This window comes from Leclercia sp. UBA7405, from assembly GCF_037152215.1.
Lineage (GTDB): Bacteria > Pseudomonadota > Gammaproteobacteria > Enterobacterales > Enterobacteriaceae > Enterobacter > Enterobacter pneumoniae.
Window position 1 is genome coordinate 255,973 of sequence record NZ_JBBCMR010000001.1, and the last position, 12,807, is coordinate 268,779.

11 protein-coding genes are annotated in these 12,807 nt (G+C 56.0%); 5 read left to right on the forward strand and 6 right to left on the reverse strand.

Features of this window, described 5'->3' with window-relative positions; genetic code table 11:
* The first annotated feature begins 77 nt into the window (after positions 1-77).
* Positions 78-686 carry a hypothetical protein gene (locus WFN75_RS01205; protein ID WP_207293151.1) on the forward strand — a complete coding sequence of 203 codons (609 nt, stop codon included), beginning with the start codon at positions 78-80 and terminating at the stop codon, positions 684-686.
* A 28-nt stretch (positions 687-714) separates the two neighbouring features.
* Here the strand turns inward: WFN75_RS01205 and nfsB are convergent, their stop codons facing one another.
* From nfsB to WFN75_RS01220, 3 genes are all read right to left on the reverse strand, one after another.
* Positions 715-1,368, reverse strand: coding sequence for an oxygen-insensitive NAD(P)H nitroreductase (gene nfsB / locus WFN75_RS01210; RefSeq protein WP_336995466.1), 654 nt, complete (start codon positions 1,366-1,368; stop codon positions 715-717).
* Positions 1,369-1,488: 120 nt separating this feature from the next.
* Entirely contained in the window at positions 1,489-1,857 is a 369-nt protein-coding gene (locus tag WFN75_RS01215) for an MmcQ/YjbR family DNA-binding protein (protein ID WP_040076711.1), read from the reverse strand.
* On the reverse strand, positions 1,850-2,437 hold the full coding sequence (locus WFN75_RS01220; protein ID WP_336995467.1) for a TetR/AcrR family transcriptional regulator: 588 nt from the start codon (positions 2,435-2,437) through the stop codon (positions 1,850-1,852). Before WFN75_RS01220 ends, WFN75_RS01215 begins: the two co-directional genes overlap by 8 nt.
* A 190-nt stretch (positions 2,438-2,627) precedes the next feature.
* Between WFN75_RS01220 and WFN75_RS01225 the strand changes: the two genes are divergently transcribed.
* Both WFN75_RS01225 and WFN75_RS01230 read left to right on the forward strand, forming a co-directional pair.
* The gene (locus WFN75_RS01225) at positions 2,628-3,731 is read left to right on the forward strand and encodes an MBL fold metallo-hydrolase (RefSeq protein WP_040076709.1); all 1,104 of its coding nucleotides are present in this window, start codon (positions 2,628-2,630) and stop codon (positions 3,729-3,731) included.
* A gap of 32 nt (positions 3,732-3,763) precedes the next feature.
* A complete protein-coding gene (locus tag WFN75_RS01230; RefSeq protein WP_040076707.1) occupies positions 3,764-4,105 on the forward strand; it encodes a RamA family antibiotic efflux transcriptional regulator in 342 nt (113 codons plus the stop codon).
* 41 nt (positions 4,106-4,146) lie between these two features.
* On the opposite strand, the gene WFN75_RS01235 is transcribed toward WFN75_RS01230, so the two are convergent.
* Positions 4,147-6,291, reverse strand: a complete 2,145-nt coding sequence (locus WFN75_RS01235) for a TonB-dependent siderophore receptor (RefSeq protein WP_336995468.1) — start codon at positions 6,289-6,291, stop codon at positions 4,147-4,149.
* A 123-nt stretch (positions 6,292-6,414) separates the two neighbouring features.
* Between WFN75_RS01235 and WFN75_RS01240 the strand changes: the two genes are divergently transcribed.
* Complete coding sequence (locus WFN75_RS01240) at positions 6,415-7,983, forward strand: alpha/beta hydrolase-fold protein (protein WP_336995469.1); 1,569 nt, start codon at positions 6,415-6,417, stop codon at positions 7,981-7,983.
* Here the strand turns inward: WFN75_RS01240 and WFN75_RS01245 are convergent.
* A complete protein-coding gene (locus tag WFN75_RS01245) occupies positions 7,969-8,217 on the reverse strand; it encodes a DUF1158 domain-containing protein (protein ID WP_046884383.1) in 249 nt (82 codons plus the stop codon). The genes WFN75_RS01240 and WFN75_RS01245 overlap by 15 nt on opposite strands.
* A 486-nt stretch (positions 8,218-8,703) precedes the next feature.
* On the opposite strand from WFN75_RS01245, the gene WFN75_RS01250 reads away from it, so the two are divergent.
* A complete protein-coding gene (locus WFN75_RS01250) occupies positions 8,704-11,427 on the forward strand; it encodes a cation-transporting P-type ATPase (RefSeq protein WP_336995470.1) in 2,724 nt (907 codons plus the stop codon).
* 88 nt (positions 11,428-11,515) lie between these two features.
* Here WFN75_RS01250 and WFN75_RS01255 read toward each other — a convergent pair whose 3' ends face one another.
* On the reverse strand, positions 11,516-12,637 hold the full coding sequence (locus WFN75_RS01255) for a YbdK family carboxylate-amine ligase (protein ID WP_336995471.1): 1,122 nt from the start codon (positions 12,635-12,637) through the stop codon (positions 11,516-11,518).
* Positions 12,638-12,807 lie beyond the last annotated feature (170 nt).

Sequence of the window (12,807 nt, forward strand, 5' to 3'; positions counted from 1 at the left end):
CAAAATAACTCACTGAACTTCCGTCATTTCGATGGAAAGTAAAGTGGCCTATAATGACGAAATGAGCAACAACCCCCATGTCGCCACTGATGATTGAATCTGCTGAATTCAGCCAGAAGCTGGGGCTTATCGCCCGTAATATCGAACATACGGAAGCCTTTCTGGCCCGCGGTACCGCAGCCTTCGCGCTGCCGGGTTTTGTCCTGCCTGTCGGCTATCGCCTCTTAAAATCCCTTTATGGGGACGAATACCGGATAGTGACAACGGATGAGGGGCAGCCCTATACGGCCTATGCCGTTAAGTTGCAATTTCAAAATGAGATCACCTTTCCCCACGGGGCAGCCACTCAGGTTATGGTCTGGCGTACCCCGCGTACGGTTCATCAGCCTGTCATTAGCGGGTTTCCGCAGCTTTTTTTCCAGTGGCTCTTAAATGAGTACGACATTGTGGTATCAGACAGCGAACAGACCGGCGATGGCCAGCGTTTTTGGTTGCGGATGATCGACTGGGCGTACAGCATGCAGTATCAGATTAGCGTAGCAGACGGCACAGTCGGGGAGGTCTGGCAATTAACGCCCGTAGCATCTTACGCTGAACTGGAGGCGCGGTGGATTACCTTTGCATGGGGTGACGATAAAAATGTGCATCCACATCGCAGGCTGGTGATCAGTAAGGTAAAATTGTAACGGGCCGCAGAGTGCGGCCCGTTTGCTTTTAGCACTCGGTCACGATAGTGCTTAACGGCAGGCGAGATTTCGGCAGGGAGGCGTTGAAATCTTCCACGCTGTGATAGCCCACCGGCACCACCACGATGCTGGTGAAGCCCTGCGCTTTCAGGCCAAACTCTTCGTCCAGTACCGCGGCATCAAAGCCTTCGATTGGCACGGCGTCCAGTCCGAGCGCCGCCACGCCCAGCAGGAAGTTACCCACGTTCAGGTAGACTTGTTTCTCCATCCAGTGGTTGTCATCTTTCAGATCTTTGCGGTGCATATCGGCAAAGAAGGTGCGGCCTTTATGGTTGGCGGCTTTGGCCTCTGGGGTGGCGAAGCGGCCATCGGCCTCTTCCTGGTTTACTACGCGCTCCAGCCAGGCGTCGTCCATCGCAGTTTTGGCGCAGAACACCACCACCAGCGACGCGTCCAGCATTTTGCGTTCGTTAAAAACAAAACCGCCCGCGGCCGATTTTGCCACGCGGGCTTTGCCCTCTGGCGTACGGGCAACGATAAAGTGCCACGGCTGGGAATTGGTGCTGGACGGGCTGTACTGCAGCAAGGTTTTCACCTTCTCTACCTGCTCGTCTGTCAGGGTTTTGCTCGGGTCAAAGGCTTTGGTGGAGTGGCGTTTCAAAGCAACAGAAATAATATCCATAACAGCTCCTGGTGAATAAGATCCGCCCCTCAGCGAGGCGTAAGCTGAGCAGATTACCAGGGGAAACGTGAAATGATAAGTGCGTTAAATGCGCTTAAACTGTTCGCCTGAGGCGAACAATCACTGAGGGCGAATACGCTTCTGGTCACGTTTGGGCAGTTTATCCACGACCAGATGCCAGGAGTCCAGCACCAGATCGGTAACCAGCTCAGGGGTAATATCATCGCCGGCATAGAGGGAGATCCAGTGTTTTTTGTTCAGGTGATACCCCGGCTCCAGGCTGCGGTAGATGGCCTGGTTGAGCAGGGATTTTTCTGGATCGGCTTTCAGGCTCACGTGCGCCCGCCCGCGCGCCACGCCCATCAGCATAAATATTTTCCCGCCCACCTTAAAAACATCATACTCCGGACCAAACGGCCAGCAGTGTTCCGTAAAGGGGAGCTCCAGCGCCACTTTTTTGGCCTGCTCCTGCAAGGTACGACTATCCATTGTCCTCCTCCGAGGCGAGGCCGCGCCACATCACCTCAAAGCCCAGCGATTTAAATTCCACGGCGCGAGAGGGATCGCGGGTGGCAAATTCCATCGTGGTCTCGGCCAGGGATAAGAAAATGGCATCGCCAAAGGTGCGGAACTCGTCAGACATAAAGACCTGGCGGATAGAGCGGCGGCAAAGCTCATGCAGCTCCGGGAACATATCTTTTACGGCCTGCTCGGTCTCATTGTTGATTTTCTCGCTGACGCCCAACTGGCGAATGGCCGCGTGGGAGACCGGATTGCGGATACCCCATTCAACGTAGCTGTTCCAGATATTACGCGTATATTCTTTTGGCAGCGTGATGGTGCGATCAAGGTTCGCCAGCATCGACTGGCAGAGATCCTGCTTCAGGTGCAGATAGAGGGCATTCAGCAGATCGTCTTTGGTAGCAAAGTAGCGAAACAGAGTCCCTTCAGCGACCCCCGCGTTACGGGCAATTAATGCCGTCGAGGCGGCAATGCCAGACTGGGCAAATGCAGCCGTTGCCGCCTCCAGTAACGCCAGTTTCTTATCTTCGCTTTTCGGACGTGCCACTAAATATCCTCCCGTGTCAATTGTAAAAAAGCGTATTGAAGCATGCGTTTCATATGGCTGCAACGCGGAATGTCAAAGATTGAAAACGTCTTGACGACATTCTATTCACTCCTATAATGAGTGCTTACTCACTCATAATCAAGTTTTGCCCGCGCATACCATCGGATGGAGCGCGAAATCGGGTCGGGATATGAAGAAACCTCTCATTGTAAGCGTGGTGTTGGTCATGATTCTTGCGTCAGCGGCGAGTTTGCCTTTTGTCTTCAATGCGGGTTTTGGACAACCGCCTCAGGGCGCACAGCTAAGCGAAGTGGAGGCCTCTCCTCACTACCGCGACGGCCAGTTCCACAACACCCTGCCAACGCCGGGCTATACCGGTCAGAAAAATATGCTGGCGGCATGGTGGGGCTTTTTGATGACCAAAACCGAAAATGCGCGTCCGGCGGCGCCGCTGCCAATGGTCAACACCGATCTGGCCAGCCTGCCGCTGGAGCAGGAAACCCTGGTCTGGCTGGGTCACTCTTCCTGGTATCTGCAGTTGGCGGGCAAGCGCATCCTGATTGATCCGGTGTTCAGTAACTACGCGGCGCCTTTCTCGTTTCTGAATAAAGCCTTTACCGGGGACTACCCGTGGCGGGCAGAGGCGATGCCGGAGATCGATCTGCTGATCATCTCTCACGATCATTACGATCATCTCGATTACGCCACCATCAAGGCACTGATGCCAAAGGTGAAGCGTGTCATTACGCCGCTGGGCGTGGGCTCACACCTGCGTTATTGGGGCATGAACCCGGACATTATTGACGAACGCGACTGGAACCAGTCGGTGCCGGTGAGCGATGCACTCACCGTTCACGTTCTGCCCGCTCGCCACTTCTCCGGGCGCGGCCTGAAGCGTAACCAGACATTGTGGGGCAGCTTTATGTTCGTCACCCCGCAGCGCAAGGTTTACTACAGCGGGGACTCTGGCTACGGGCCGCACTTCAGCGCTATTGGCGAGCAGTTTGGCGAGGTGGATCTGGCCATCATGGAAAACGGTCAGTACGACCAGGACTGGAAATACATTCACATGCAGCCGGACGAAACGGCACAGGCCGCGGTGGATATTAAGGCCAAAGCGGTGGTGCCGGGGCATAACGGACGCTTCGTGCTGGCTAAGCACACCTGGGACGACCCGTTGATCCAGCTCACCCGCGCCAGTAAAGATAAAAATTATCGGCTGTTAACGCCAGAACCCGGCGAGCCGGTAGATGTTAGTAGCGCCACGCAGCACTTTCGCGAGTGGTGGAAATAATGTTAACCCGAGGAAGAGAAGGGGAGAGCAGTATGACTATTTCCGCTCAGGTCATTGATACGATTGTCGAGTGGATCGACGACAACCTCCATCAGCCGTTACGCATTGATGATATCGCCCGTCACGCGGGATATTCGAAATGGCATTTGCAGCGGCTTTTTATGCAGTACAAAGGAGAGAGTCTGGGACGCTATATCCGCGAGCGCAAACTCTTGCTGGCGGCGCGCGATCTGCGCGAGTCAGATGAAAAGGTCTATGACATCTGCCTGCGTTACGGCTTTGATTCCCAGCAGACCTTTACCCGGGTCTTTACCCGCACCTTCAATCAGCCGCCCGGCGCGTATCGCAAAGAGAACCACTATCGGGCGCACTGAAGGTTGACCTCTCCCGCCAGGGGAGAGGGGAGACATTCCTCTTACCAACGATAGTTCACGGTGGCGGTCATCGTCCGGCCAATGCCATAGAAGCATGCCGTATCGCTTGCACACGAAGCCACATACCGGGTATCCGCCACGTTATTCACGTTGAACTGCACGCTGGCGCCTTTCAGCGTGCTGTTCAGCTCGCCGAGATCGTAGCTCACCATGGCGTCATACAGATCGACCGAGGGCACCTTGAACGTATTCTTCGCATCGCCGTAGCTGGTGCCGATGTAGCGCATGCCCACGCCTGCGGTCAGGCTCTTTAGCGCGCCTCCGGGAATGGTGTAGCTGGCAAAGGCAGAGGCCATATGAGCAGGTATACGCGCCGGCGTTTTGCCCTCCGTCCCTGCCACCGTGGTGCTTTTGGTTTCTGCATCCGTCCAGGTATAGGAGCCAATCAGGTTGATGTTCTCCATCAGCGTGGCGTGGATCTCTGCTTCAACCCCTTTCGAGCGAACTTTGCCGGCGTTCTCAAACCAGCCTTCGGCGCTGTTGTACGTTGCGACGTTCTCCTGGGTTAAATCGTACAGCGCCAGGGTCATCAGGGTGGTGTCCACTGGCTGATACTTCAGGCCAATCTCCGTCTGCTCGCCGGTGGTCGGTTTAAAAGGCCCGACGCCCGGCGCGCGGTTGGTTTGCAGGTTCGGTTCGAAGGAGGTGCTGTAGCTAATATAGGGCGACAGGCCAAAATCAAAGGCGTACAGCAGGCCGGTACGCCAGGTGAATTTGCTGTCGTTTTGCTGGGTGACGCTGCTGTCCGTGAAGTCTTTGGTGCGAACTTCGCTCCAGTCGTAGCGCCCGGAAACCAGCCACTCCCAGTTTTTCCAGCTCATCTGATCCTGCAGATAGAGGCCCATCTGGTCGAGATTTTGCTGTTCATCCGTTGCGGTGCTGAACGTGCTTTCATCGACATTCACGCCGTAGACCGGGCGGGTCCAGTCGAGGTCGTACTGCGTGCCGGCGCCGCGCGCCAGCAGCTGTTTATCTTTGCTGGCCTTGTAGTCGACGCCACCCAGCAGAATGTGGCTGACTTCGCCAGTATTGGCCAGATACTCCAGCTGATTATCCAGACCAAACTCGTTGGTGGTGCGCACTTCACGCTGCGCCCGGCGGGTCAGCAGCGTGCTGTTGGCGGCGCTATTGGCATAAACAAGGTAGCGATACTTCTGCTTGATAGTGGCGTAACGCGCGTTCTGGCGGAAGGTCATATTATCGGTGAACTGGTGCTCCAGCTCGTAGCCGATAAGGGTCTGCTCGCGCCAGGACTGGTCGTAACTGGGATCGCTCACGTTAAAATCGTAGGGAATGTACTGGCCGTTAGCGCTCTTTACCGTGCCGTAGGCGGGCAGGAAATTGCGGTAACCTGCATCGGGATCTTTCTGGTAGCTGGTGAGGAGCGTAAAGCGCGTCTGATCGTTTGGATACCAGGTGATCGCCGGGGCTATCGCCATACGCGTCTCTTTATAATCGTCCACCTGGTTGTGCTGGGTGCGAGCAATGCCGTTCACACGATACAGTACGCGACCATCGTCGCTAAGCTTGCCGCCGAAATCAAATGCGCCTTCTGCCAGATCATGATTGCCGGTGCGAAACTGCACATTATGGATAGCCTCTGCGGTGGGGCGTTTGCTGGTCATGCTGATTAAACCACCAGGGTTCACCTGACCGAACAGAACGGATGCCGGACCCCGTATCAGCTCCACCCGTTCCAGTAACCATGGATCGATCGTCCCCGTCTGGGAAGAGGCGGTTGCGCCAAAGCTCAGCTCGTCGAGGAACTTTGGCACATAGCTAAAGCCGCGCACAAAGACCTCGTCGTTACGGTTGGATGATCCGCGGTATTCTGTAAAGACCCCAGCGGAGTAGCGCAGCGCCTGCGATACGGAGGTGACATCCTGCATTGCCATCTGGTCGCGGGTGATCACCGAGACCGACTGCGGCGTCTTCACAATTTCTGCGCTGGTTTTCGTCGCGGAGAGCGTTTTGGTGGCCACAATGCCGGTGACCGGGGCCGTGGGCTCCTGACTCACACCCTGCGTAACCACAAGCGTTTCTTCATTGTTTGCGGCCTGAGCCACCATGCTGACTGTCGCCAGGCTCATAAGCCAGAGGCGCATTACTTTATTCTTTTTAAACATTTTTATTATCTGTCCTTGGTTGCTATCGCCATAAAAACACCGGTAAAAACGGTTTAAATGATATTGCAAACAATTACCATTTGCATTAGCGTTACTGACAAATTTTGCGAGGAAAGGGTGTAAATGAAAAGGGTGTGGAGTGGGTTGCTGTTAGGAATAAGTACACTGCCAGCCATGGCGGCGACCTGTGAACACTCTTCCCTTCAGGGGGATGTGCAGGGGAAATTTGATACCAGCGGCGAAGTCTGTTTTACGCTGCCGAAACTGAATGAAAACTATGTCTCGGCCACGCTAAAAGGGGTAACCGACGCCCGCCTGCTGGATGGGCAAAATAGCCGGGTTCGCACCCTGATTGAGAATGGCCCGGCGGACGGCGAACACTCGCTACTCTTCGCTTTGCCGGTGCGCCAGAACACCTCCCTGGTGCTGCACGGCGAACCGGGTCAACCCTGGCATTTTCAGTGGCGAATAAGAGAAACCTCCGCATTACCGCGCGTGCAGATGCTTGAGCCTGAAAGTCCGACCCTGAATGCGCTGGCAAAAACGGTTGCTGCTGGTGGGAGTACTGAGGCGTTCTGGCAGGCGCAGCGTCGGCAGGGAACGCCGATGGTGGAGCCGGTGGACGCCGACCACAAGCGGGTGACCTTTCTCTGGCGCGGCGCGCGGGAGAACGTCTTTATTCTTGGATCACCGGCGGGCGACCATGACCCCCTGTTCCGGTTAGGGCAAAGCGACGTCTGGTTTCGCAGCTATGTGGTGCCTGCCGATACCCTGATGCAGTACAAGCTGGCGCCGGATGTGCCGGTTATCACCGGCTCCCCACGCGATCAACGTCGGGCGATCCTGGTCAGCGCACAGGCCGATCCGCTCAACCCCCAGACTGCCGTGCAGGGTAAGCAGGATCGCTGGAATCGTTATTCACTGCTTGATCTCAGCCCGACCCGCTACTGTTCCGCGCAGGCCGCCGCCACGCCCATTGTGAATGGCTCGCTTACCCGTCACACCTTTACCAGCACCCAGCTTGGCAACAGCCGCGACGTGTTGCTCTACCGGCCGCGCAGCGGGCAGCCAGCGCGCTGGACGCTCATTCTCTTCGACGGGCAGATCTATCAGCGCGACTATCACGTCGCCAATATCTTCGATAGCTTAATTGCGCGGCATGTTCTGCCGCCGATAAATGTGGTCTTTATCGATAGCCTCGATCACGCCCGCCGTAGTCAGGAGTTGCCGCCTAATCCGCGCTTCGCCAATGCCATGGCCCACGAGTTTCTGCCCTGGCTACGGGGTCAGGGCGTGGCTTTACAGCGGCAAAAAACGGTGCTGGCGGGCTCCAGCTACGGTGGCCTTGCCGCCTCGTGGGTGGCTTTACGCTATCCACGCCTGTTTGGCAATGTGCTGAGTTTGTCCGGCTCTTACTGGTGGGCGCCTGAAGGCGAAGAGGCAAGCTGGTTAACACGTCAGTATCAGCATGCCCCGCGCTACCCGATTCGCTTCTGGCTGCAGGCCGGCAGGTTTGAAAGCAGTGGTCCGGATGGCGGTATCTACCGGAATACCCTGGAGTTTGAGCAGGTGCTAAAAGAGAAAGGGTATCGGGTGAGTTTTCACCCGTGGTCCAGCGGTCACGATTACACGGCGTGGTGCGAAGCGCTGGTCCAGGGGATGCGCGATTTCACCGGTTTACGACGCCCGTGAGAACCAGCGGCGCCAGATGAAACGCAGGATGAAAAATTCAATGGCGCCCAACAGCAGAAACCACAGGCAGAACAGAATAGTGTAAAGCTGATTCAAATCGACCATATGGAAGGTGGTCATTAGCTTTTGCGCCAGCCACAGACCCAGCGAGGGCGCGGGCAACAGCAGCACGGAGAGAAAGGCCATCAGCAAAATGCCGCCTGCCGTTAACAGCGATTCTAACGGGTGTTTCATAGTAATGTTAATCGTCAGTTAAAAATAGCATTGTCCGGGATAGCGCAACGTAAAGCAATATAAACCTCTGGCCGCGAGGGCGGATAATAATCCGCCGATGTGCGCCGGAATTGCATTATTTTAGTGGCGAATATTCAAGTAATCCTTATCCGTGTAAATTAATGTCATCCCACGGAAAATAATTTAACGAAAGTGTAGGTGCTATATCCAATTAACGTGGCGATAACAATGGCAGCGACAATATATAACGCCAGACGGCGGCCGCGATAAATACCAAACATGCTTCCCCCTTGTTTAAGGTTGGTTTAGAAATATTTTGTGAAAATCATTATATGAAATAAGTTGTGCTGAGTTTTGCCGTTATCTTTTTAGAATATATTGCGATAAATCAATTTTTGCCACAACTTATTATTTTATTTCACGCCCATTTTAATAAGCCAGAAAGGAATTCCGGCTGCCATTCACATGAAATTAAAGGAACTGACTATGACGAAAATGCCTAACCCGCCGTCTTCGCCATCCACTGACAACAAGGCTTCTGGTCTGGCGTACCAGCAGACCGTAGAGCAGACTCTGGCCGCGCTGCAAACCCACACTAACGGTCTGAGCCGCGCCGAGGCGGATGAACGCTTAAATAAATATGGCCCGAATGCGTTGCCAGAGAAAAAAGCGAAACCTGCCTGGCTGCGTTTTCTGGCTCATTTTAATGATGTCCTGATTTATGTACTGCTGGCGGCAGCGGTATTAACGGCGGTAATGGGACATTGGGTCGATACGCTGGTTATTCTTGGCGTGGCGGTCATTAACGCCTTAATTGGTCATGTTCAGGAAAGCAACGCTGAGAAATCGCTGCAAAGTATTCGAAATATGCTCTCTAGCGATGCACGTGTTATTCGTCACGGCGAGCACGAAACCATTCCAACCACTGAAATCGTTCCGGGCGATATTATTGTCTTGCGCGCAGGGGATCGTATTCCGGCGGATATGCGTCTGATTGAAGCGCATAATTTACGCGTGGAAGAGGCGATACTGACCGGGGAATCCACGGTGGTGGATAAACATACCGATGTGCTGCACGGCGAACTGCCGCTGGGCGATCGCACCAATCTCGTCTTTTCAGGCACGACCGTCAGCGCGGGCGGTGGCGTGGGCGTGGTCATCGCCACCGGGAAAGAGACTGAACTTGGGCACATCAACCAGATGATGGCCGGTATAGAGAAGCACCGCACACCGCTGCTGGTACAGATGGATAAGCTGGGCAAAGCGATTTTCGCCATTATCCTGGCGATGATGGCGGCGCTGTTTGTCTTTAGCATCCTGTTGCGCGATATCCCGCTGGGTGAACTGCTTCTCTCCCTGATAAGCCTGGCGGTCGCCGCCGTGCCGGAAGGTTTGCCGGCCATTATTTCGATTATCTTGTCGCTGGGCGTGCAGGCGATGGCGCTTAAGCGGGCGATCATCCGCAAACTCCCTACCGTGGAAACGCTGGGGGCAATGACCGTGGTCTGTTCGGATAAAACCGGCACCCTGACCATGAACGAGATGACCGCGAAGGCAATCATCACCGCCGAAAGTTGCTACAGCGTGGACGGTAATAGCTACGAGCCGGAGGGGAAGATCTGCCTTGAGGGCAGCGACGAGCCGGTACAAATCCAGCCAGGCACCGTGCTGGAGCAGTATCTGCGCACGATTGACCTCTGCAATGACAGCCAGTTGATTAAGGACGAGCGCGGCCTGTGGGGCATTACCGGCGGGCCGACCGAAGGGGCGCTGAAGGTGCTGGCCGCTAAAGCGAAGCTAAGCCCCGTGGCGACCACGCTTATTAGCAAAATCCCGTTCGACTCCCAGTACAAGTACATGAGCACGCACTACCAGGTGGGCAACGACGCGCAGATTTTAATTACCGGCGCGCCGGACGTGATTTTCGCCCTTTGCGAGCAGCAGCAGACCCGCAACGGCGCCGAGCCCTTCAACCGCGCGTACTGGGAAGACGAGATGGCGCGCTTTGCCCGGCAGGGGCTGCGCATGGTTGCCGCCGCCTTTAAGCCGGCTGCCGCCGACAAGCCAGCATTGTGTCACGAGGATCTCAGCAGCGGGCTGATCATGCTGGGGATCGCCGGCATGATGGATCCACCGCGCCCGGAAGCGATCGATGCCATCCACGCCTGTCAGCAGGCGGGGATCCGAGTGAAGATGATCACCGGTGACCACCCGCAGACGGCCATGAGCATCGGTCAGATGCTGGGAATTGCTAATAGCAGCCAGGCGATAACCGGCTATCAGCTGGAGCATATGGACGATGCGGCGTTGGCGACCGCGGCGGTGCAGTATGACATTTTCGCCCGTACCAGCCCGGAGCATAAGCTGCGCCTGGTGAAAGCCTTGCAGGAGAAGGGCGAGATTGTCGGCATGACGGGTGACGGGGTGAACGATGCGCCCGCGCTGCGTCAGGCGGATGTGGGCATTGCGATGGGTATTAAAGGCACCGAAGTGACTAAAGAGGCGGCCGATATGGTCTTGACCGATGACAACTTCGCCACTATCGCCAGCGCGGTAAAAGAGGGGCGCCGCGTTTACGACAATCTGAAGAAGACCATTCTCTTCATTATGCCGACCAACCTCGCGCAGGGTCTATTGATTATCATCGCCCTGCTGGCGGGGAACGTCATTCCGCTGACGCCGGTACTGATTTTGTGGATGAACATGGCAACCTCCGCCACGCTCTCTTTCGGCCTGGCTTTCGAAGCCGCCGAGCGCAACATCATGAAGCGTCCGCCGCGCCAGACTGCGCAGCATGTGATGGATGCCTATGCCGTATGGCGCGTGGCGTTCGTTGGCACCATGATTGCCATCGCCGCCTTTGCGCTGGAAGCCTGGCTGGCGCCGCGTGGGCACAGCGCCGAATTTACCCGCACTGTGCTTCTGCAGATGCTGGTCTGCGCCCAGTGGGTTTATATGATTAACTGCCGCAACACCGAGGGCTTCTCCCTCAACCGCGGCCTGCTGGCTAACAAAGGTATCTGGCTGGTAACGGGTGTACTGCTTCTGCTGCAGCTGGCGATTATCTACCTGCCATTTATGCAGATGTTGTTCGGTACTGAGGCGTTGCCACTGCGTTACTGGTTCGTCACCCTGGCGGTGGCTGGCGCAATGTTCTTCGTTGTCGAAATTGAGAAACGATTGACCCGCAGGTTCCGTAAGGCGGCATAAGATAAATGGTTCCTCCCGCCCTCTCCTCAACGGGGAGAGGGCGGGAGGAGATCACGCGCCTTTAGGCCATCATGCCTGTCCGTAAGCGTTACGGACTCGTCGCCCACAGCTCAGCATGTTTCTGCACCAGAGTGATCAGCGACCCGCCGTCGGCGACGAAATCACGCATGCGCTGCGCCTCGCTTTTACCCTGTTTCAACATCCGGCCAATCTCCTGAATCGCGCTTGTCGCCCCCAGCTTTTCGGCTGACGGGGCGACGCGCTCCAGCAACCATGCGATATCCTCTGCGATGGTCTTCTGATCACCGCTGTGAACATCCGTCAAAATGCCCGCCAGACCGTAGCGGCAAGCCTGGAAACGGTTGAACCGATACAGTAGAAAATCCTGCTCCTGATGTTTGTAAGGCCGGGTGGTCAGCAGCCAGTGTGAGGTGGCCTGAATCAGACCCGCGATATTAATGGCATGGCCCAGCGTCAGGGGGGTGTCCATTACCCGCACCTCCACGGTGCCGAAATGGGGGCTGGGGCGGATATCCCAGTGCAGATCTTTGATGCTGTCGATCATGCTGGTGGAGCTAAGCCGGCGGAAAAGCCCTTCGAACGCCTGCCAGTTAGGTACCCAGGGCATCAGCCCGTTATCCGGGAAGCCTGAAAAGATATTCAGCCGTGATGAAGCAAACTGGGTGTCGGTGCCCTGCATATAGGGCGAGGAGGCCGCCAGCGCAATAAAGTGCGGCACAAAGCGGGATAAACCGTGCAGCAGATAGATAGCGTCGTCACCGGTGCGGCACCCCACGTGCACATGCTGCCCGAAGACCGTCGCCTGTAAAATCAGGTAGCCAAAGCGCTCCAGGGTGACGTTATAACGCTCGTCGTCGCACACTTCCTGGCGTTGCCATTTCTGGAAGGGGTGGGTACCACCGCCGCAGATCTGCACATGATGCTCGCTGGCTGCGCGCAGAATGGCCTGCTGGATAGCCGAAAACTGTGCGGCGGCCTGGTCAATGCTCTGGCACACGCCGGTGGCAATTTCGAGCATGCTTTCGGTGATATCGTGTTTGACTTCACCGGCCTGGATCTCGTTTTCAACCGCGGCAATCAGCGCGGAGGAGTCCTGGCTAAGGTCATAGCCCGGTGGGTTGACCACCTGTAGCTCCAGTTCAATGCCAAGCGTGAAGGGTTCAGAGGCGTGGAAGTCAGGTAAAGGCATGGCACACTCCGTTGTCAGGTATCATTTCAGTATAGACAACGCAGGCGGTTCGCCCTCGCTGGTCAGTTGCCGGTATCGGCACGCTCCGACAACTCACCGCGTGTTACCGGGGCGCGTTTCATCCCGCCTTGATCTTCACTTATCGTTATTGCCGATTTTTTCTCTCCTTG

Excerpts from the sequence above, each read along its gene's own strand:
- WFN75_RS01205 (WP_207293151.1), top strand. The coding sequence starts at position 78 with ATGTCGCCACTGATGATTGAATCTGCTGAATTCAGCCAGAAGCTGGGG.
- nfsB (WP_336995466.1), bottom strand. The coding sequence starts at position 1,368 with ATGGATATTATTTCTGTTGCTTTGAAACGCCACTCCACCAAAGCCTTT.
- WFN75_RS01215 (WP_040076711.1), bottom strand. The coding sequence starts at position 1,857 with ATGGATAGTCGTACCTTGCAGGAGCAGGCCAAAAAAGTGGCGCTGGAG.
- WFN75_RS01225 (WP_040076709.1), top strand. The coding sequence starts at position 2,628 with ATGAAGAAACCTCTCATTGTAAGCGTGGTGTTGGTCATGATTCTTGCG.
- WFN75_RS01230 (WP_040076707.1), top strand. The coding sequence starts at position 3,764 with ATGACTATTTCCGCTCAGGTCATTGATACGATTGTCGAGTGGATCGAC.
- WFN75_RS01235 (WP_336995468.1), bottom strand. The coding sequence starts at position 6,291 with ATGTTTAAAAAGAATAAAGTAATGCGCCTCTGGCTTATGAGCCTGGCG.
- WFN75_RS01240 (WP_336995469.1), top strand. The coding sequence starts at position 6,415 with ATGAAAAGGGTGTGGAGTGGGTTGCTGTTAGGAATAAGTACACTGCCA.
- WFN75_RS01245 (WP_046884383.1), bottom strand. The coding sequence starts at position 8,217 with ATGAAACACCCGTTAGAATCGCTGTTAACGGCAGGCGGCATTTTGCTG.
- WFN75_RS01250 (WP_336995470.1), top strand. The coding sequence starts at position 8,704 with ATGACGAAAATGCCTAACCCGCCGTCTTCGCCATCCACTGACAACAAG.
- WFN75_RS01255 (WP_336995471.1), bottom strand. The coding sequence starts at position 12,637 with ATGCCTTTACCTGACTTCCACGCCTCTGAACCCTTCACGCTTGGCATT.